This is a genomic window from Microbulbifer mixtoriginis (SeqCode), assembly GCF_052466695.1.
On record NZ_CP174285.1, the window covers coordinates 418,806 to 440,588 of the forward strand.

Genomic DNA, 21,783 nt, shown 5'->3' on the forward strand with positions numbered 1-21,783 from the left:
AAGTCTGAACTAATCTAACTGATACTTTACTCCACTGCTATTTTTTAGGCCTGAATCTTAGAGGCTTAACATTTCACGTAGCCGAGTGGCTGGCCGTCTGGCAACCTCTATTTCTTTCCCATCGGTCATGGTTATTATTAATCCACTATTAACCCAAGATTCTATATTCTTAATATAGTTTAGATTGATAATTTGTTGTCGATTTACACGGAAGAATACTTCTGGGTTTAATCGTTGTTCTATTTTGGTTAGAGATTTATAGATAAAAGGCTTGCTGTCATCGAAAAATACTTGAGCATGGTTGCCGCAGTTTTCAAAGTATCGAATTTTTCCAATTTCGATTAACCAGCAACGCTCCCCATCCTTGATAAATATTTTATTGCTGGAATCTAAATAGCTTGTTGAGCTATTTGTGTGCTCGGTGGGTGTTTCATTTGACGTCTTATCGAGAGCTTTCTTTAGTTTTTCAGGGTTTATGGGTTTAAGTAGATAATCCAGTGCATTTACTTCAAAAGCTTGTATGGCGTATTCGTCATAAGCTGTTGTAAAAATAACCTGAGGTGTGAAATCCAGTTTTTCAAGTATGTCAAAGCCATTGCCATCAGGAAGATTGATATCCAAGAATACTAAATCAGGCTTTTCCTCTGATATAAGGAGAATAGCTTCTTCACAGTTTTTTGCTTCTGCTATTAAGTTTATATTCTTATAAGGTTTGAGTAACTCTCTTAATTCATTGCGTGCGAGACGAGAATCTTCAACGATAATGGCTTTCACTTCTTATACCACTAATTGTAAGTGAGAGGAGGGAATATGGCACCGAGCAACTACCTGGGAGCCCTGCTGTTCAATTCCAAAATATGTCTTGTCTCCATATTGTATGGTTAACCTTTTTTGTATATTGATTAACCCCAGGCCGGTATTACCACTCTCTTTGGTTGACTCTCTGATGAGAGTACCTGGATTTATCACAGTGATTACCATATGATTGTCTTCTTTGGTGATTTTAACCACTAGTTCACCGCCTTGTTTACATTTTTCTATTCCATGGCGAACGGCATTCTCGGCAAGCAGCTGGATTAGGAGTGGAGGTATTCGCTCTCCCATTAAGTCTTCGTTAACTTCCAATGTGAAAGACAATCGATCTTCATATTGTATTTTCAAAAGTTCGATATACTGACAAACGATTTCCAATTCATCTCTTAATGATACAGTTTTATGCTTATGGGCCATTAACGTATAACGTAGAAGGTCAGACAAGTTCGTCAACATATCTCTGGATTTAGCTGTATCTTCAAGGATTAATCCTCGAATATTATTGAGCCCATTGAATAGAAAGTGAGGGTTTAACTGCCCCATTAGAGCGCTCATTTTTACTTCGTTCAGTTGTAATTTAAGTTGTGTTGCATCATGTTCGGCTTTGCGTAATTGCTCTTGATTTACCAGAGTAAGATAAATGAAACTCCAAATAAATATAAGAATGGTAAGATAGAACCAATTGCTAACAACAACCTCCCAAAAGGAAGATGGAATTTCATATCCTACAAAGATGTAATATAAATATCCAAAGCCAGTTGCAATATAGGCGCCTATACCGCCAAGAGGAATGGCAGCTAATAGGAAGCCAATCCATTGTTGATACCCGTTTTTATCAAAGAGGCTAAATCGATATATGATTTCTCGAGTAAGAAGGGTAGAGATCCCTGTAATAAACCCTACAATAATAATATTAATCACGATTTTATCGGTGTGATTCTGAGATAGAAGTCCTAAAGAGAAAACATTAACTAAAGAAAATATCAACCAGCCACCAAAATGGTAGGCTAAAAATTTTGCGGATGGAGTTGGGGATTTGAAAATACTCATTGCACATATATCTAAGTAAGTTGGCTCCTAAATCAGGAGCCATGTCTTGACATTCTTATCAAGTATCAGAAGCGTTCATTCAGCCACGAGGACATTACTTCGAGAGCAATAGGTGAAAAACTCTCCTCTAGCTCGGCATACTCTGAAAATGAGCCCTTATTGGCTATTTGAAAAAGGTGGTTCATTTTGTTCAGCTCGATAGTTTTAAAGTCTTTATGTCCAGCGCTGCTCAATATTGATTGTATATTACTTAGGTTCATTTTTGCATCAACCTGGTAGTCAAGTGAGCCATTAAGAGCCAGAAGTGGTGACTTTGTTTGTTTCAAATAAGGTTCAGGATTGAACTTAACAAAATAACGGAACCAAGGAGTAGTATACTGCTTCTTTAGTTGTTCAACCTGAGCATCCAACTCCTCTTCCTGAGCGCCTTCGAGCTTCACGCTTTCATAAAGCAGCTCATGAATCTCATCATTAAGACTTTCATTCATTCCGAGTTGAGCAATATTCTCAAAAATCTCCTTATCCAACTGGCTAAGTCTTTGCATATTTTGTTCAGGTAAGTTATTGAACTTACGATTTCGGTGCCACTGATCGACCAGTAGTTCAGGTATTTTAACCCCTGGTCCAGCGAGTAAGATGGTAAATCCAATATCATCTCGACTACTGGCAACCATGGGAGCTATCATACCGCCTTCGCTGTGTCCAATTAATCCAACTTTACCCTTTGGGAGATCTTTACGGCTGTTTAAATAATCTACAGCTGCGTTAGCGTCACTGGCGAAATCCTTGCTGGTTGCTGCTTGAAAATCACCACTTGAGCCGCCAATACCGCGGTCGTCATAGCGAAATACTGCATATCCTTGCCGTGTCAAATGATCGGCGATTACCGCAAATGGTTTATGGCCAAACAGGGTTTCATCCCGGTCTTGAGGCCCAGAACCACTGATAAGAACAGCAGTTGCTTTGATATTAGACTTTGGTTTGGTCAGTGTTCCCGAAATGATATTGCCTGTCGCAGCATTCTTAAAGCTTACTTCCTCTATAGCATACGGAAATGGGCCCTTTGGTGTTTGGGGTCGCTTGCTAGTCCTGTTCTTTGCATCTTCAGATGCCCGGCTAAAGTTCAGAGGGGATGCCACTTCCTGGCTGATAGACCCAAATACAAGATCAACTGCTGCACTGTAAGTGCCTTTGTAGTTAATCTGTAAGTCTTCTACTTCGAAAGTGATACTGCTGTCCCGGATTTCCAGCATAGATATTTCTACTCCCTTAGCCCCAAGGGAAGGGCTATCTAAGGAGCCTTTCCACATACCGTTATCTTCTTCCAGGTGAATGACTACAGGTATATTCTTTTCACCATTAATCTGGGCTACGGACCTCCAATCCCCCTCTAAACCTGAAGCCATTACATTGGTTGATATTAAGCCAGTTGTGAGGATTACTGTTTTCAAGTGCCACTTGGCTTCTGCAAAGAGTGTTTTGATAGGCTGCATTTGTACTCTTCCTGTACCTACTTGTTGAATGGTTGATATTCTACCTGTCGATTAGCCTGGTGTTATGAATTTAGTAGGAGCGGCTTCCTGAGGGGATGAATGGTAGGGAGGGGCGGTGAACGGTCTAGGGTTACTCTGAATAGGAAATTCAAACAGATATCTTGCTCATAAAATGGTTGACCAAAGACTTGAGACTAGGGTGCAAAGTATTCTAGTTTTGCTGTGATCGATCCCTCTATAAGGGAATTAGTCGGCCGATAGATCTTTGAGGGTTTACTAATTATCAGCTCCAGTATGGAGCGTTTATTATCAATATCTATAAGGTTTTGCCAATAGATTTTAATCTTTAGGTTAATTTAAGTATACCCACTCGATTTGATTTTTTTTAAATAGCATTTCGTTTGAATGTAATAAAATGGCTCCCAAATTGGAGCCATAAATTCTAGTCAAATCTAGATTTTGAATCGTTCGTTTAACCATTCAGAAATTACATGTAATGCTTTTGGCGAAAAGCTTTCTTTTATTTCAGCATACTCAGTACTTGAACCTTTGTTAGCTATTTGAAAAAGATGATTCATTCTGTCAAGTTCAATGACCGTAAAATCTTTATGTCCGATTCTATTTAACACTGATTGTATATTGCTTAAATTCATTTTTGAATCAACTTGAAAGTCTAAAGAACCATTAAGAGCCAATAGCGGAGCTTTTGTTTGTTCTAAATAGAATTCTGGATTGAACTTTAAGTAATCACGAAATATCAAACGAGAGTATTCTTTTTTCACCTCTTCAAATTGGGTATTTATGTCCTCTTCGGGCACCCCCTCAAGCCTGATGCTGGAATAAATAAGATCCTCAATGGCATCATTAAGCGGTTCATTTAATTCAAGATTACCAATTTTCTCTAGGATTTCCTTATCTAACTCTTTGAGTTTGTTTAATATTTCCTCGGATAATCCATTAAATTTACGACCACGGTACCACTGATCAACAAGCAAATTTGGTATTTTAACTGCAGGCCCAGCAAGTAAAATGGCAAATGCAATATCATCACGCCTACTGGCAACCATAGGAGCTATCATACCGCCTTCACTGTGGCCAATTAAACCAGTTTTACCCTGGGGTAGGTCGTTACGGCTGTTTAAATAGTCAACAGCTGCACTGGTGTCACTTGCGAAGTCTTTAGTAGTTGCTGTTTGATGGCTACCACTAGATCCACCAACCCCTCGGTCATCGTAGCGTAATACTGCATATCCTTGCCGGGTTAAGTGATCGGCTATTACGGCAAAAGGTTTATGTCCATAAAGAGATTCATCTCTATCTTGGGGACCACTACCACTGATAAGAACAGCCGTTGCTTTGATTTTGCAATCTGGCTTGGTTAAAGTCCCCGAAATTAGATTGCTTGTCTCTTTATTTTTAAAATTGACATCTTCAATAATATATGGAATAGATTTTTTTTGTGTTTGTGAATGGTTGCTAGAACCATCAATATAGTCATTTATTCTGCTAAAGAATGTAAGAGATGATGCGCCTTTCTTAATGTTTGCGCCAGCAATTAGGTCTACCTGATTAAAGTAACTTCCCTCGTATTTGATATCTAGGGCTTCTACTTCAAAAGCAATTCTATTGTCTGCAACCTTCAGCCCCGTAATGTCTAATTTCATTTCCTCTAAAGATGGGCTATTTAATACGCCAGTCCATTCACCGCTATTCTCCTCTAGTTGAATCACTATTGGTATGATCTTCTCATCATTTGTTTTAAGCATCGATCTCCAGTCGCCTTCAATGTCAGTGGCCATAGCATTGGAAGTCAATAAAGCGGCTAGGATTAATGACTTTAATCGCCACTTGGTAACTCTAAATTTCGATTTGATCGTTTGCATCAGTAATTATTCCATAGGGTTAGTTGAATGGCTGGCATTCTAGATGTTGAATAACTTTGTGCAGTTAATTTAGTAGGGGAGGTTTTATATAATGGATGAGCGGTAAAGAAAGATGATGAATGGCTAGGTCCTGCGCAAATTAAACAGGTTCTATCGTGCCAGTTACTTTGGGTAATGTCCTTTCAGCTTGTTTTTGTTCGTTAGGCGAAAGATGGTTCTGTGTAGATGGTCAGTTTTAACAGTTGAGCATACAGCATAAGTATGCTCAAAAGGGCCACTCTTACTGTCAATCGCTCTAAAAGTCAGGGGAATCTCGGAGTTATTCTGAGGCTTCGTCAATGTTATAGTTTGGTGAGTGTCCTTTCTTATACACTAATACTGTTCTCATAAAGCGCATAAATAGTTCGCCATCTTGCTTGAAGCCACGAGTCTCAACCGTCACTATTCCTTGAGTGGGGCGGGACTGTGATTCTCGTTTAGATAGGATCTCACTCTCTGCGTAGATGGTGTCCCCCTCAAAAACAGGTTTCAGTAGCTGTACCTTATCCCACTCTAAATTGGCTACTACCTTCTTGCTGATAGTGTTTACTGTCATTCCAGTTATAATCGCCAGGGTTAAAGTACTATCCACTAACGGTAACTGCCACTCGGTTTTTTGTGCATAGTTGGCGTCAAAGTGTAACTGTGCCGTATTCATTGTTAATAGTGTCATCCAGGTATTGTCTGTTCGAGTTAATGTCCTACCTGGACGATGTTCAATGATCATACCTTCTATGAAGTCTTCGAAGTAAAATCCAAAGTCTTCCCGGTAGCGATTATCGTTAATTTTTTTATATGGCTGGAATTGCATGACCACCACTTCCCTTTAAGTTTTAGCTAAGTTTATTGAATATAGAGATAACTTGCTTTGCTTTGGAGTAAATCGGTACATCAATCATCTCCCCTTGGTATTGACAGGCTTTACCTTTTGAATTGTTATAGATTTCTACTATTTTCTCTGCTTTTTCGTATTGTTCTTGAGTAGGCTTGAAAGAGGACTTGATAGCGGAAATTTGTTTGGGGTGAATGGCGGCCTTGCCATTGAATCCCATCCCCTTAACGATATTTAGTTCTTTTTTTAGCCCATCTTCATTATTGAAATCAAAATAGGGGGAGTCAAAGCTGGCCAGATTGTTTGCCGCTGAAGCTTCCACGATTTTACTACGTGCAGAGCTTAGAACGTTTATTGAGTTGTCACAGTTGAGATCGTTGGCATAGTCTGCGGCACCAAACATTAAGGCCTGCAGTTTTTTGGGGCTGTCCTTAGTGATATTGTGGATATTCATTGTTCCATTGGCAGTTTCGATTAAAGCAATAATGGCTATGTCCGTATAAGTTTGAGCGAGGAGTTTATCAAGTTGTTGGATATCATTAGGAGACTCTGTCTTTGGGTAAAGTACAGCGTCGATTTGTAACTTGGTTGTAGTAATGGCAAGTATGTCTTTTAGTCCTTCATTGCTCGTTAGGTGGTTGATTCGAATAATATTGGCTGTATTGTCGCTTTGGCTCTTGGAGCAGTAGTGAATAGCATTGTCTCTGGCTAATTGCTTATCACTACAGGGTACACTGTCTTCGAGATCGATAATAATTGCGCTGGCTTCTACCTCTGCTGCTTTCTGAAAAAGATTGGGCTTATTACCTGGCGTAAAAAGCAGTGCAGGATGAATGTGTAGGTTGATCATAAGGTTGGTTAGATAAAGTTGTGTTCTTTAGCCTGCTTTATCAGGTTGTCTCTAAAGTCTGGGTGTGCAATGTTAATTAGGGCATGTGTACGTTCTGTGGTCGACTTACCCATAAGCTGGCAGCAACCGTACTCAGTTACGACATAGTCAACATCCAGTCTAGAGTCTGTTGTGATTGTATTTAGGCGCGGTACAACCCGGGAAATTTTCCCTCCCTGTGCCGTAGAACTACTCGCCAATATGGTTTTACCATTTCTTGAGTAATATACGCCTCTGATAAAATCCAATTGTCCACCCACCCCAGAGAATTGATGATCGATAAATTCTGCATTTACCTGCCCATTAAAATCGATCTCAATAAAGGAGTTGACTGAGATCATGTTGTCAATTTGAGCAATAGTTTGTGGTTCATTCACGTAGGAGACTGGAAGGCAGGCCATTGAAGGGTTGTTATCAATAAAGTCATAGAGTGTCCTATCCCCTATAGCAAAGGTGAACACATTGAGGTGGGTGTTTAGTTTTTTGCGTGAATTATTAACCGCACCAGATTTGATTAGGTCTATCATTCCGGAGGTGATGACCTCTGTATGTATCCCTAGATCCTTCTTGTTTCTCAGCTGCTCGCACACGGCATTGGGAACACCTCCAATCCCCATTTGAATTGTAGCGCCATCGGGTATTAGCGGTGCAATATAATCGCTAATTTTCTTATCCAGTTCAGAGGTTTCTCTTTGCGGTTCTTCAATTAATGGAGTGTCGTTTTCTATAATTGCTTCTACTTCACTAATGTGAAGTAATGTGCCCCCAGAAGTTCTCGGCATGTTTTTGTTGACTTCAACGATGAGTTGGTCTGCATGTCTGGATAACTCAATCGCATAATCTCCACTAGTACCAAAATTGAAATATCCATATTTATCCATTGGGGATACAGTTACGAGGAAAGCATCTAGATTCACTTGCCTTTTTATAATTTCCGGGTATCGACTAAAAGAAATGGGAACATAATTGATATACTTCTTTCCTTTGGCGAAGCCTTTCTTTGCAAGCTTGACCTCGTCTTTGGTAAGCATAGATGAGAAGGGTCTGACGCGGTCTAGCAAGTCCTCCTGAAAGATTGTTTTCATCGCGACACCGCCACAACGCATGTAATAAACCATGAGTTTTTTTATGTCGCCTGTCCGAACTCGGTTTTCTAAAGCTTTAAGTAAAGCTGGCGGGGTTGCGACGCGCATACCCATGGAGATGATACTCTCGCTGGGTATAGAGGCTACGGCATTATCGGCTGTGGTTAGCTTTCTGTGGTATTGATCTTCGTGATTCATAGTGGGCTAAATTTCCGGTGCCTTAGGTGGGTTCTTGCCGTGTCTTGGTAGATTTATTGTCTTCCGTGAGCCTTGACTTTGAGATGTATGGTTTGAAATATTTTTTGATCTATTTGGGAAGATGAATATTCTGCAGGTTTACCTTGCCTTGCTACGCATCTATGCCATTGTTCCAGGGCATTATAGGTGACATTTAGAGGGCTAAGATCGATCAAGTGATATATTGGGGTTGTTTCGCGACTATTTTTCTAGCAACTGTTTCAAAGCTTCATTAGATTAATTGATTTGCAGGCAGTAAAGAAGAATGCTCTTTAAGTAGATACATAGCGATTCTACCTAACGACCAAGCGGGGGTAGTTTCCTGGCCATGTAAAAGTCCGCTCAACCTTAAGACGTTGCACATACCTTCTAAACCTTCTGCCATTTTGTTTCGAAGGTATCTTTCTATTCCTGCTGTGAGGGGAAATCAGGCCATTTTTACAACGGGTCAAGCTGTATCGTATCGGATTCCCAATCTGAAGCTTTGTTGTGCTAATAGGTGTCGTTTCTTTGTCTTTCTATCTTGCCCTAGAGTGCAAAATCCACAAGAGATCTTAAAAACAAACAGAGTTATCAATAAGGTTGGGACCAACTTTGCCACGTTCTAGTTGGGGGAAGGCTTGGCTCGATCAATTTCCACTGATCGTCTGTTAATTCTGGCTTAAATCTATTCTTACCTACTGTTCTTTTCATTCTATCCGATCGTAAGAATAACTGATTTCAAGTTATGAAACATTTTCTAATATTATTTGATTCCTCACTAGAGAGTTGACTCTCTACATAAAATAAATATTGGCAATGTCAATTAAATTTACGGGAAATTAATTGTGATGCTTTGCTTTGATTGTGTTCTGCGTGGGATCGTGAATGGGTTCAACAACTATGTATTTGCGTGATGTGGAATAGAAGTTTGATCAGGTTTGTGTGAGCGGTGGAATATAATCTAGAAAATTGTTGGTTTTTTTTGGTGATTATGGTTTTGTCGATGGTTAGAAATTCAGCTTATAAACTGTAGCGATGTAAGGCGACCGTGAAATATCATAAACCAGATTTGAGAGGGCTTTCAGGTGGGCTGTATAAAAAATTTTGTCAGTGCCTTCGTAGGTTTAATCGAGTTTTTAAATTCTTGGTATATAAAAAACGGGGGCTTATTGCCATAAACCCCCGAAGCCTGTGAGATAAATTATTGATTGGTTACTTAGCGCCAAACACCCCATTGCCCGGTTGTGCCTGGCTCTTCACCCCTGGTCCACCATCCGGCAGTCCATGTTTTACCGTTATGGCTTACCGTGTCCCCAGCAGTGTAGATTTGGTTACTGTCCCAGGTTTGAATAGTGGGATCTGTGGGATCTGTGGGATCTGTGGGATCTGTGGGATCTGTGGGATCTGTGGGATCTGTGGGTGTCGAGGGTTCAACGACAAAGGAGTAGACCTCGTCATCATTGGCAGAACTACTACTTACGGTTAACTTGAAACTCAACTCGTGTCGGGCATTGGTTAAACTTGAAGTGTCAATAACCAATGCACCACTCGGCCCGGCTGCTGTTTCCACTGGGCTGCCACTCACTTGTGACCACTGGGTATCAGTGATGTTTCCTGTGCTTTCTCCTGTAGAGAGCACCAGTAATTCACCGTGCTCGACCTTGGCTATGTCGAGAGGCTTTAACACCTTGGGCGTAATAGACGCAATCAATTCACTGCCATTACTTGTGATGCTGAACTGGCCTGAAGCGCGTGCATCTTTAGAGTTAAAATAGTTGCCATGCAAGTCGCCTTGGAAATACATGTAATGGTTCATTTCCTCATGCCAGCGACCGATAAAGACATTTCCATTGTGATTGGATTGATACCAGCCAGTAACTTGAGATGCTAGCAGTCTATCCCAATCATTTTTATTGTCCTCAGTAATTGCTAATGAAAACGATGAATGTTCCTCACCATTTTTATTTATGACCGTATAATTGACAGTATCCCCTACAGCTACTGAATCGATATTAATACCCTGCGGGATAAAGGTGTTGCCTTGAATAAGGTATGGCTCTGTTGTACCCGGATCAGGTTCGGTAGGGGGTTGAACATCACCGTTTACAATGGTGATATCACTACAGTTGTAGAAACCTTCACCCGCTGCATCTACTCGTTGCCAGCGTACAAATAAAATTGCATTGCCTACCCTGTCTTGAGGGATCGTAACATTCATTCGGTATTGGCTATTCACAACTGGCACATCGCCCACTTCTTGAATAAGCTCCAAGTCATCCCAGGCGAGAGGCTTTGAAAGGTCAGCGTTGGGTTTGGTTAGATAAAACTGCCAAAAAGAGGGGTTGTGCGGTGCGGTTGCATTGAAAACGTATTCAAAGGTTCCAGCGTTAACTTCAACTCGGCTCCAAGTGTCTGTAGCTGCACCCATGCCCTTTTTTTGTGGGTCATTGGCATAGCAGAGTGTTCCATCTGGAATGGCTGCTTTTACGGCCGTAAAATTATTGTAGTCAGGAATGTTGATGGAAAATTCATTGTGTTGCTGAAATGGATAAGATCCAGAGATCGTTTTTGCTAATGCACATCCAGGATTTGAGGGAGTTCCAGACCAGACATTCCCTTGGTCATAGCATATTTTTTGCCTCGCCTTTGGGTATTCAGACCAGCCGTGAGCTTGAACCTGCAAGCTGAAAGGCATCAGTAGTAATGTGGCAATGGCACATTTTGTTCTTAGTAGCATGGATTTACTCCTGGTATCTCTATTTTTGTGAGTCCGCTAACTTCGTGAATAAGAGTGCTTCACGATGGTTGAATTCTTGTAATAAAAATCTGTTTGTAGAGTGTTCCTTTAGATGGTGTCGAAAAAATCTAGGTGACACTCTAAATTTAAAATCCAGTGTGAACTGTGACGAAGGTTGAGTTTTTTATTGCGTAAAAAATGTGAAAAAATTTCGAATTAATATTTGTGTTTATTCAGTTGCATCACTCAAACAGACATTCGGTTTGGATGTGGGTTCCCGTTGACAGGGTAAAATCTAACTTCTTGGTTTCTCTTTCTGGCCAAATTGCCTATGACCAGCTTTGCTTTTTTGGTCTAGATATATCCTTTTTGATCCCGATATCTTAGCTAAATAAAGTCAAGATACGATGTTAAGGGTAAAGCTTCTGGTTTTTTTCTCTTTAGCGGATTTATATGTGGCTTCGTGAACGTCTGGTTTTAGCGGCCGGGATGGGTAACAAAGCTGGAGAGTCTGTATGGTCATTTCTTTTTATTGCAAACATCGTGGCTCAATGACCACAGGGCCACACTGTGACGATTTTGGCATAACAGGCTTTCAGTTTGCTTGAGGGGATTCAGGTAAATTGCTTGGGGTTAAAGGCACTGTGGGAATTTTATTTAGGGCACTTATTTGGTGGTTTAATTAAAGTTGTGTTCTCTGCCCACTTGAACAGGCCCTCTCTAAAGCTTAGGTGAGCAATGTTGGTCAGTGCGTGTGTGTGTTCAGTCGTGGATTCTCCCATTAATTGACAGTAGCCATATTCTGTAACAATGTAGTCAACATCACGTCTCGAGTTTGTTGAGATTGTATTTGATCGAGGCTTAATTTTTGAAACGCTTCCTTTTTAAATGGTAGAGCCACTTGCTAATATAGTTTTACGGTTTTTGAAATAATGGACACCCCGAATAAAATCCAGCTGACCGCCAACACCTGGAATTGATGATCAATAAATTTGACGTAAACCAGCCCATTGAAATCGATCCCAATAAAAGGGCCAACCGAGATCAAGTTGTCAATTTTTCATTCTGGAATAGTAAAGCAGTCTGTTTGTTGGAATGCCTCAAATTGCTTGTATGTACACCGATTTATACGTATCCATGAGGAAGTTGCTGATGTCACTATGAGCTTGTGAACCATTCAATAGGCAGTAGGCTATTTGTTTTACGAAAAGGTAAGCAAAAGAGATTGTTATTGAAGTTGGCAGGAAAGCCCTTATAGCGGCGTGGCGTGGAGAAATAGAAGATGAAGATTGAGTGAGTGGCCGGTCAATGACCGGCCGTTTGATATTCCAGTCTTTATTCCACAGAAGACCGAATTAAGTAGTCAAACGCTCCCAGTGCCGCTGTGGCCCCTGCGCCCATTGAGATCACAATTTGCTTGTAGGGGGCAGTAGTGGCATCGCCGGCAGCGTAGACGCCTGGAATGGAAGTTGCGCCGCGCTCATCGATTTGAATTTCACCCATACGATTCATTACGACATCACTCTCTTTGAGGAATTCTGTATTTGGCACTAGTCCGATTTGCACAAAGACTCCTGCAAGGTCGAGCTTTTTGCTCTCTCCCGATTTGCGATCGGTGTAGGCAAGGCCATTGACTTTGTTACCATCCCCCAATACTTCGGTAGTTTGTGCATTGAGGATAATATCGATGTTGTCCATTTGTTGTGCCTTGCGCACCAGTACTTCATCGGCACGCAGTGAGTCAGCGAACTCCAGTACGGTGACATGTTCGACAATTCCAGCAAGATCAATAGCCGCTTCAATACCAGAGTTACCGCCGCCAATAACCGCTACGTGCTTACCTTTAAAGAAGGGCCCATCACAATGGGGGCAGTAGGCAACGCCCTTGGTACGGTATTCCGCTTCGCCAGGTACACCAAGCTCTCTCCATCTTGCACCAGTGGCTAGCACCACAGAGCGACTGGATAGGGTGGCACCGCTCTTTAGTTCTATATCTACCAGTTCATTGCGCTGTAAATTTGCCGCACGCTGGTCAGTAATAATATCTACACCGTATTCTTTAACGTGCTGTTCCAGGCTGGCTGCTAGCTTCGGGCCTTCTGTATAAGGTACGGAGATAAAGTTCTCGATACCTACAGTATCCATCACCTGGCCGCCGAAACGTTCAGCTACTAACCCGGTGCGAATACCTTTACGCGCAGCGTAGATGGCAGCTGCTGCGCCGGCAGGTCCACCACCAATGACTAGTAGGTCGTAAGGAGCCTTTCCATTCAGTTTTTCAGCTTTGCGTTTTGCGGTACCTGTATCCAGTTTGCCAATAATCTCCTCAAGGGACATTCTGCCTTGGCCAAAGTGTTCGCCGTTTAAGTAGACCGCAGGTACCGCCATTACATTGTGTTGTTCTACTTCCTGCTGAAACAACCCTCCATCGATCATCTCGTGAGTAATGTTCGGGTTGAGGGTGGCCATCAGGTTCAGTGCCTGTACGACATCCGGGCAATTTTGGCAGGAGAGAGAAATATAGGTTTCAAAGTGAAATTTACCTTCCAGATTACGTACTTGCTCCAGCAGCTGCGGGTCTGCCTTGGATGGGTGGCCACCCGCTTGCAGGAGTGCCAGAACCAATGAGGTGAATTCGTGGCCCAGGGGAATACCGGCAAAGCTTACACGGGGTTCCTCTCCAGCAGGGGCGATAGCCATGCTTGGTGTGCGCTTGGCCTGGCCCTGCTGTGCAGTAATTTTTTTGGAGAGCCCGGAGATTTGATCTACCAGGGTTTCCAGCTCTTTCGATTTTTCGCTGTTATCTGTAGACACACGAATCTCGATCGGTTTGACGATATTCTGCAGGTAAGTGTCCAGTTGTTTTTTCAGGTTTGCGTCCAACATCGGTGTGTCCTTTCTCTAACTAATTCAGGCTTGGTTGTGGCCCACCATCTAGATGGGCCGGGTCAGAGGCATTGGGTTTATATCTTGCCTACCAGATCGAGGGAGGGCGCTAAGGTTTCTTCACCTTCCTTCCACTTAGCAGGGCAGACTTCTCCAGGGTGAGCGGCGATGTACTGGGCCGCTTTGATCTTGCGTAACAGCTCACTGGCATCGCGGCCTATTCCGCCGGCTGTGATCTCCACAATCTGGATACGACCTTCCGGATCGATGACAAAGGTGCCGCGATCGGCAATGCCCTCTTCTTCGATCATCACTCCGAAATTACGAGTGATGGTGCCGGTAGGGTCGCCAATCATGGGGTATTGAATTTTACCGATGGTGTCGGAAGAGTCGTGCCAGGCCTTGTGGGTGAAGTGGGTATCGGTAGATACGGAGTAGATCTCCACACCCAACTTTTTGAACTCTTCGTAGTTGTCCGCCAGATCACCCAGCTCGGTGGGGCACACAAAGGTGAAGTCTGCGGGATAGAAGAAGAACACCGCCCACTTGCCCTTTACGTCGGCGTCGCTTATATCGAAGAAGTCGCCATTCTGGTAGGCCTTAGCGTTAAAGGGCTTTAGTTGGGATTCGATGTAACGTGACATGGATAACTCCTTATTCATCACTTTCTATTCAGTCTTTGTCTTTGGAACAGCATTGATACTATCGATTCATGGATCTTAATAAAAATTATCAATATAAATGCTTCTAATAAATTTTCCCAATCGATCATTGGTTTTTAGGGGAGGGGAAGGCGCCAGTTGGTTGATGTAGCCTTGTCGTTACAGGCTCAAGAACAGAAAAGACTTGGAGTCTAAATGGGAGGACGTTAGCAATGAGTTAAAGAAGTAACTCGGATTCATGTGAGCCTGGATGGCTTCGATTTGATATGAGATTGCCCCTATGAACCAAAATGTGGTGCATGTCATCGTGATTGGTGTTGGCTTGCCAGGGGAGTCAATCGGATGGCTGCATCTTTCTCAGTTGATGAGTATGCCTAATGTCGTAGTAGATGCCATTGTTGAGCAGCACTGGCTGTCTGCTGATGTTTCGTCTTCCAAAAAAGGGATGGCATTTCATGAGGAGATGGCAAGGCTCAAAGATCAATTTGGTGACTTCAAACTCTATTCCTCTTTAGAACAATTACCTAAGGCAAATCTTTCCCATAAAAGTTTGGTGTTGATTTCAGTTAGAACTCAATCAACGAAAGGGATTTTTGATTTTGTAGTAGGCAAGGGGTATAGAAATATCTACCTGGAAAAACCTGGCGCCGATTCACTGGAAAAATTGCGTGACATGGAGAGACGTGCTGGTGAGGAGCACGTGAACGTTGTTATAGGCTATCAGAAGCATATCGCTAGCTACGTAAGCGAAGCTGAGAGAATTAATGAACAATGGCAGTTAAAGTCTAGAAGTGTGGGATTTATACATCACAATCCACACCCAGAGGCTAATTTGGAAAGCATCTTCAGGCAAAATGCCGAAGGTATGTTACTTAACCAATGCTGCCATGAGCTTGAACTTTGTGTCGCAAAGTGGAATCTAGCCCCCCACAATATTGTGGATGTCGTGGTGAATCAGGATGAGACAGCACAGAAGCAATTTGGTGATATTGAGGATTTCAAAAAGCTATCTTTTACCTTAAAAACCAATTTGGGAATCAGTTTCTCCTTTCTGGCTACCCGTTGTGAAGGTGTAGAAAACTGTATAGTGATGCGGAAAGGGCTCAGGGGCAGGCCGATTTTCATTCGACAAGCTATGCCGGATAGGCTTGATCGCGCGCTTGAACTTACAAGAAAGGAAAGGGGGGCTATATGGTATTGCTATTTATTTGAACAAGATTATCGTGATTTGAAGAGGCTTTTCATTGAATCTATCTTGGATGATGATAATGAAAAATACCAGCGGCTACCGCGGTTAAATCATGCATGCAGTGTACTTGAGTTAGCCACATTGATTGAGCCTAGTATCAAGGCTCAAGTGCGAGCAGACGAAAACCATCACTCTATTGTCCAAGTTTCAGACACTATTTGTCAGGCCCCTACAAATCAGAGAATCTGGTATCACCACGGGCTGTTTGACCTCGGCAATCGGTTTCTTATTGAGCTCTTAAGGCCCCCAAAGAACAGGATTATTTGTTGTGTTGATGACAAGGTTTGGGGTTTGTATGAAAAATCTATCATTGCGTGGGAAAAGTCTGTTGGGGTTAAATTTATTCCAATTGTTATGAAGGGCGGTGAGCAGTCAAAAAATATTGACAGTCTTTTAAAAATGATTGATGAAATATGGAAGGTCAACCCTCTTCGTTATAGGGAGCCAATTGTAGCTATCGGGGGGGGAGCGGTAACGGATACAATAGGGTTTGTCAGTGCGGTATGGCGACGTAATACGCCCTGGATACGTATCCCAACCACTCTAATGGGCATGATTGACTCATCTATCGGTATTAAGGTTAGTGTAAACCACAACATCAAAAATGGGATAGGTGCTTTTCATAGCCCTTTGCACACAATAATTGATCCAACCTTCTTAAAAACTAATCCACAGCGAGTGCTGAAAAGCGCGATTGGTGAAATGATCAAGGTTGGCGTGGTATTTAATAGAAACGTACTCGATACATTGTCAGCCCAAGGTGCATCATTATTAGAAAATAAATTTCTGGGACCTGATGGGCTCCCGGGAGAAGCATCCTATAAATTATTAATAAATTGTATCGATGCAATGCTTGACAGTATTGCGGGAGATTTAAAAGAGGAGAACTTATCTAGGCCAATGGACTTTGGACATACGCTATCTCGATGGTTGGAACGTGATGAGGCTTTTAGGTTGATGCATGGTGAAGCTGTGGGTATTGATTGCCTATTTACTTCACTGGTTGCTGAACAGATGGGATTGATATCTAAGGCAGAAGTTAAATTGCTGTTTGACATTTACGTGAATCTGGGACTTTCCGCTAGTGTGAAGGGGCTGAGTCTGGATGTATACAAAACGGCAATTAAACAGATTTCAATCCACCGTTCAGGAACGTTACGCGCGCCTCTACCTGCACCTCTCGGAAGGTGCATATGGGTGAACAAAATAAAGGGTAAACATCTTGAGGGTGCGTGGAATAGCCTGCAAGAGAGGCTTTACTACCACCCTGAACTCGTATTAGATCCCGATACTATAGAAGATGAAGAGGGGCTGATTGAGGACGTAGAAATAGCGAATGTTTATACTCCAGAGAGGGTCTCTCCCCAAAAGCTACGTTGGGGGTTTATTGGTTGTGGAAGGATTGCGAATGATTTTGCCATAGTGATCAATTATCTGGAATCTGCAGAAATTCATGCTGTGGCTTCTAGGGACTTTGGGCGGGCTAAAGATTTTGCAGGTAAGCATGGAGTCTGTCGAGCATATGGAGATTACCAGGAATTAGTTTCTGACCCAGAAGTCGATATTGTCTATATTGCGACTATTCCCGAGTTGCATCGACAGCATGCTGAATTGGCTTTAAGGGCAGGGAAGCCGGTACTGATTGAAAAACCTATAGCGCTGACCGTCGAAGATGCCCAAAAGATTAAGGATCTTGCCAATAAAAAGCGGCTTTTTTGCATGGAAGGTATGTGGATGAGATTCTTTCCAGCTATACAACACTGCAGAAGCATTATAACTTCCGGTGGCATTGGGGATGTTTGTCAGCTACGGGCTGATTTGAGTTTTGATTTACTCATGGACGAAGGGCTTCAATCTCCTAAATGGAAAGTTGGGGCAGGTTTGGATGCCGGGGTATACCCAATACATGCAGCGTTGATGATGCTGGGTCGGGATACATCAGATCTGGAGTTCTCCGGGGTACTTGATGATCATGGATTTAAGGAAGATGGAGCCGGACTGATTTATGCCCACTTTAATTCTGGATCTACTGCAGTTGTTTCTTGGAGTCATCTGGTGGAGGGAGCAGAAGAGTTGGAGATTTATGGAACTGAAGGCAGGATAAAAATTTTTACGCCGGCGCATTGTCCAACAAAGATTTCAACAACTAGAATTTCAGGCGATAGAAGATCGAATAATGTTTCTAAGATGTATGAATTCCCGCTGCCGAGAATTAGGGGTAAATTTAATTATCCCAACTCTGAGGGGCTATACTACGAGGCTCGGATTGTGCAGCAATGTTTGGAGAAAGGTTTAATTGAGTGCCCGGAGCTTCCTCTAGCAGACTCCGTGCGAGCGATTCAGATGGTTGTAGAGTGTGATCACTATATTAAAAGAAGAGCTGCGTGAAGCGAAAGATCTATTGGTTTGGATTGTTATCCTGTTATGGAGCGCTATTTCTTCTAGGTTTTATAGAGGTTTATAAGGCGCCAATTTATCCTCAAATCTTGGATTACTTTTCTGTAACCCCTTCTAAGGGGGCTACCTTTTTCTTTTTGTCTACTTTTTCTGCCTTATTAATGACTCTGTCAGGATCTTTATGGGTAAAGAGAGTTAGAGTGATATCGGGTTTGGGGTTATTTGTCGCTTTTATGGGGGTTGGCTCAATACTATCGGGAGTTTCTGGTTATTATCATTCCTTTCCCACTCTTATTTTAGGAAGTTTTATTTTTGGAATGGGAGCAGGGGGCTGTATGGTACTGATTAATGTAGCAATCCCTCTTTTTGTTCCTCAAGATCTCGCGCGTCAAGGATATTGTGGGTTGCATAGCACCTATGGAGTTGCATCGATACTATCTCCCTTAATACCTGCATTATCCTATAAGTATCATTTTGACTGGGAGGGGGGGTTCTATTTATTTGGCGTACTTGCTGCTGTCATTCTTCTATATATTTATGTCGGCTTATTCAGAAGAAAAAGAAGGCATCAAACAGGAGGTGGGGACTTTGATCCCAGTGCTTATCGAGAAAACGGTAAACGAGATAAAGAGCCAAAAGAATGGTGGATTGCAATTGGGGGTGGGTTAATTGTTTCTGCATATAATGGATCTGAACACATCCTTGCTAGTCGACTTGTGTTATTTCTTGATGCAAGGGGTGGTCCATGGGCTGTTGAGGCAGATGTTTTACTTTCAATTTTTTTTGGCCTGCTGTGTATTGGAAGGATATTTTTTACCTTTATCCTTCTAAGGGGTAGTGCATTTATTTGGTTGATAATTTCTTTTGTATCAACAGCAGTTGTATTTCTTCTTGGTTATTGGGTTAATCCTTTGTGGTTGCCTGTATGTGGTCTAACTCTATCTTACCTTTTTCCCTATACGATGGAGTGGTTAACACGTAGTTCAAGAAATCCACCGTTTACTGTTTCATTTTCTCTTGGAATGGGGGGCGTGTTTTTGATATTTGCCCATGCCTTAGTAGGATGGCTGGATGAGAATTATGGTATACAAACTGCTATCTATATAGTTCCAGTATTTCTTCTGGCGGGGATTGTTTTCTGCACACTGGTAGCCTTTATTGAGAGGTTGGTAAAGTCTCGGTAAGTTCCTGACAATCCATATTACCTTTATGGCTCAGAAAGAAAGTTAACCCGCTGAAATTCTTAATGTGCAGGGTTATTTAATCCTAACCATTCACTTACAGATGAATCAGTCTGACTATAAGAGAGTGGTTTGAACGAAAATGCTGGCGGGTTGTTAAGGTACCCCCTTCCTACAAGTTGAGATTTAGAAAGCTACTAGATGGTCGGATTGGTGGCGCAGTGTTCAGTACCAAGTCTCGATGGAGAAGCATGTTAGGTTACTCTAACCGCTAGGATAGTAGGTATCATCTAAGTTGATTGGTTTGCAAATAGTGCTTGAAATATATTGGCATATTAATTACGCTAAGCGCCTTTAATAGATGCCCACGCCTTGGGAAATACTAATCTAATATCTTGTCCGGAGTCATTTACGCCGATGAATTAAGCCCTGCGCATAACTGGAACTAAGTTCGCACTCTATCGCTGCGGACCTAATCAATCCTTTGCAGGTGGCGTATCTTCCTCAAACACCTATTTTGGCTGATAGCAGAAATACGCCGCACGGTCCTATGATCGGAGGGCATATGACAGCTATTTGTACTCTTGAAAACATCTCCCTGATATTTGGGGACACCCCGATTTTCCATAAAGTAAGCTTGGAATTACCTATTGGAATCACTGGATTAGTTGCACCTAATGGCAGCGGGAAATCCACACTACTAAGTGTTCTTCACGGTCAAGCTTCCGTTACTGGTGGTAAGGTCTCTTGGAGAAGACGCCATCATCTGGTGAAACAGCTTAATCCCCGACTTGATTTGCGGATCGTCGATTGTCTTGCAGATGGCCATTTGTATGAAGTTTTTTTACGGGTAGAGCAAGGGCATGCATCAGAGAATGACCTGATATCTGTTGCAGACTATTGGCACCTGCCTCTTATCTGGCAACGCCAGCTAGAGGAAGCAAAAATCAATGCGCCATTGGATACGCCGATAGAACGATTGAGTGGTGGTCAGAGAGCCAAGTTAAGCCTTGCCTATGCATTTTCTCTCTCAAGTGACTACTTACTGCTAGATGAGCCTAGCAATCATCTTGATCAGAGTGGGCGGGAGTGGCTGCAAGAGAAAATCTTAAATCATGCAGGAGGGGCATTGGTCGCCAGTCATGATGTAGAGCTGCTGGAAAATGCCCGACAAATAATAGAGATATATCAGCGAGGATTGAAAACCTATGGCGGCGCATACAGTGCGTATTTGCAACAAAAAGAAACAGAGCAAGCAGCCCTGTTCCAAAGGGCAGAGGATAATCGAAAAGAATTCAACCAACTAAATAATGTCAGGCAAAAAAGTCTGCATAATTTTGCTACTAGACAACGGCAGGGAAAAGGTAAGCGGAACTCTCAAAGTAAGAGCCTTATGGACTCACAAAAAGATCGCGCTGGGAAAGGTCTTGGAAAATTAAAGCGAAAGTTAGAACAGCGCCAGTTACAGTTAGAGAAAAAAAGAGAGGAAATAAGTAAAATAACAGCAATTGAGTCACAGAGACTAAGACCGCAAAAGCTATCCCTTACTAAGTATGATTCTCGAAAATCAATACAACTACATCTTGAAAATTTGCAGCTCCCATATGGTTCTCATGATAAGCCTATATCTTTAACCCTCCGCAAGGGGGAACGTTGGAGAATAGCGGGAGGTAATGGTAGTGGAAAATCCACTCTGCTAAAGGTCATAGCTGGTCAGCTAAAAGCTCTAAGTGGCGTTTGCCAAACTCGTGGAGGTTTGTGTTATTTAGACCAGGACTTCAGTTTTCTCAATAAAGAGTTATCCGCCTTAGAGAATCTTTTCTATCTTCATCCTGGTAGAAAAGAATCTGAATGGCGTACCATGCTAGGTAGTTTGCGGCTAAGGGGAGATACGCCGCTGCTGCCTCTCAGGCTCCTAAGTGGAGGGGAGCAACTAAAAGTGGCATTACTTGCCGTTACACGGGGCACCATTGCCACAGACTTGATACTACTAGACGAGCCAGATAATCACTTGGATCTGGATTCCCGCCAGCTATTAGTAGATGCCATTATGGATTTTTCTGGTGCTGTCTTATTGGTCTCACATGATCTGAGTTTTATTAATGCTATAGGTGTAGATAGTCAGCTTAATTTGGATTGAAGAATCTTTATCGTTTGGTTGGTAAAGGGTGTTTGTAGGTAGTGTGTCACAGATGGTAATCTATATAGTTGATCCTGATAATAGCCTGGCTACTTTGTATTTTTATCAATAATCTCTGGAGGTTTGCTATTATCGAGAGGCTTTGGAGTGAGTTTTCAGTATAATTCCAAGTCTGGGATTGGCAAATCTTTCCGGGGGGGGTACAGGGAGCTTAGCCTGGTTAGCTCT

General features: G+C 42.3%; 13 protein-coding genes and 1 pseudogene. 3 read left to right on the plus strand and 11 right to left on the minus strand.

The genetic code is table 11. From position 1 onward, the window contains the following. Positions 1 to 57: 57 nt before the first annotated feature. The 11 genes and pseudogenes from ACJJI0_RS01765 to ahpC form a co-directional block, all read right to left on the minus strand. Complete coding sequence (locus ACJJI0_RS01765) at positions 58 to 774, minus strand: LytR/AlgR family response regulator transcription factor (RefSeq protein WP_444884401.1); 717 nt, start codon at positions 772 to 774, stop codon at positions 58 to 60. Between the two features lie 3 nt (positions 775 to 777). Continuing rightward, entirely contained in the window at positions 778 to 1,863 is a 1,086-nt protein-coding gene (locus ACJJI0_RS01770) for a sensor histidine kinase (RefSeq protein WP_444884402.1), read from the minus strand. 65 nt (positions 1,864 to 1,928) lie between these two features. Beyond that, on the minus strand, positions 1,929 to 3,356 hold the full coding sequence (locus ACJJI0_RS01775; RefSeq protein ID WP_444884403.1) for an alpha/beta hydrolase family protein: 1,428 nt from the start codon (positions 3,354 to 3,356) through the stop codon (positions 1,929 to 1,931). A gap of 452 nt (positions 3,357 to 3,808) precedes the next feature. Then, a complete protein-coding gene (locus ACJJI0_RS01780; RefSeq protein WP_444884404.1) occupies positions 3,809 to 5,239 on the minus strand; it encodes an alpha/beta hydrolase family protein in 1,431 nt (476 codons plus the stop codon). Between the two features lie 319 nt (positions 5,240 to 5,558). Further along, positions 5,559 to 6,089: a MaoC/PaaZ C-terminal domain-containing protein gene (locus ACJJI0_RS01785; protein ID WP_444884405.1), complete on the minus strand. Its 531-nt coding sequence runs from the start codon at positions 6,087 to 6,089 to the stop codon at positions 5,559 to 5,561. 22 nt (positions 6,090 to 6,111) lie between these two features. After that, the gene (locus tag ACJJI0_RS01790; protein ID WP_444884406.1) at positions 6,112 to 6,960 is read right to left on the minus strand and encodes an HpcH/HpaI aldolase/citrate lyase family protein; all 849 of its coding nucleotides are present in this window, start codon (positions 6,958 to 6,960) and stop codon (positions 6,112 to 6,114) included. A gap of 8 nt (positions 6,961 to 6,968) precedes the next feature. Continuing rightward, positions 6,969 to 8,282 carry an acetyl-CoA hydrolase/transferase family protein gene (locus ACJJI0_RS01795; protein WP_444884407.1) on the minus strand — a complete coding sequence of 438 codons (1,314 nt, stop codon included), beginning with the start codon at positions 8,280 to 8,282 and terminating at the stop codon, positions 6,969 to 6,971. 1,237 nt (positions 8,283 to 9,519) lie between these two features. Continuing rightward, on the minus strand, positions 9,520 to 11,040 hold the full coding sequence (locus tag ACJJI0_RS01800; RefSeq protein WP_444884408.1) for a lytic polysaccharide monooxygenase: 1,521 nt from the start codon (positions 11,038 to 11,040) through the stop codon (positions 9,520 to 9,522). A 653-nt stretch (positions 11,041 to 11,693) separates the two neighbouring features. Then, a pseudogene (locus ACJJI0_RS01805) lies at positions 11,694 to 11,912 on the minus strand (acetyl-CoA hydrolase/transferase C-terminal domain-containing protein); the annotation flags it as partial. A 463-nt stretch (positions 11,913 to 12,375) separates the two neighbouring features. After that, positions 12,376 to 13,926, minus strand: a complete 1,551-nt coding sequence (gene ahpF, locus ACJJI0_RS01810; RefSeq protein WP_444884409.1) for an alkyl hydroperoxide reductase subunit F — start codon at positions 13,924 to 13,926, stop codon at positions 12,376 to 12,378. Between the two features lie 77 nt (positions 13,927 to 14,003). After that, on the minus strand, positions 14,004 to 14,570 hold the full coding sequence (gene ahpC / locus ACJJI0_RS01815; RefSeq protein WP_444884410.1) for an alkyl hydroperoxide reductase subunit C: 567 nt from the start codon (positions 14,568 to 14,570) through the stop codon (positions 14,004 to 14,006). Positions 14,571 to 14,868: 298 nt separating this feature from the next. Here ahpC and ACJJI0_RS01820 point away from each other — a divergent pair, with 298 nt between their 5' ends. The 3 genes from ACJJI0_RS01820 (at position 14,869) to ACJJI0_RS01830 (ending at position 21,555) form a co-directional block, all read left to right on the plus strand. Further along, entirely contained in the window at positions 14,869 to 18,225 is a 3,357-nt protein-coding gene (locus ACJJI0_RS01820) for a Gfo/Idh/MocA family oxidoreductase (protein ID WP_444884411.1), read from the plus strand. Beyond that, positions 18,222 to 19,418: an MFS transporter gene (locus ACJJI0_RS01825; RefSeq protein ID WP_444884412.1), complete on the plus strand. Its 1,197-nt coding sequence runs from the start codon at positions 18,222 to 18,224 to the stop codon at positions 19,416 to 19,418. The genes ACJJI0_RS01820 and ACJJI0_RS01825 overlap by 4 nt, the downstream gene beginning before the upstream one ends. Before the next feature lie 562 nt (positions 19,419 to 19,980). Next, complete coding sequence (locus ACJJI0_RS01830) at positions 19,981 to 21,555, plus strand: ATP-binding cassette domain-containing protein (protein WP_444884413.1); 1,575 nt, start codon at positions 19,981 to 19,983, stop codon at positions 21,553 to 21,555. Positions 21,556 to 21,783 lie beyond the last annotated feature (228 nt).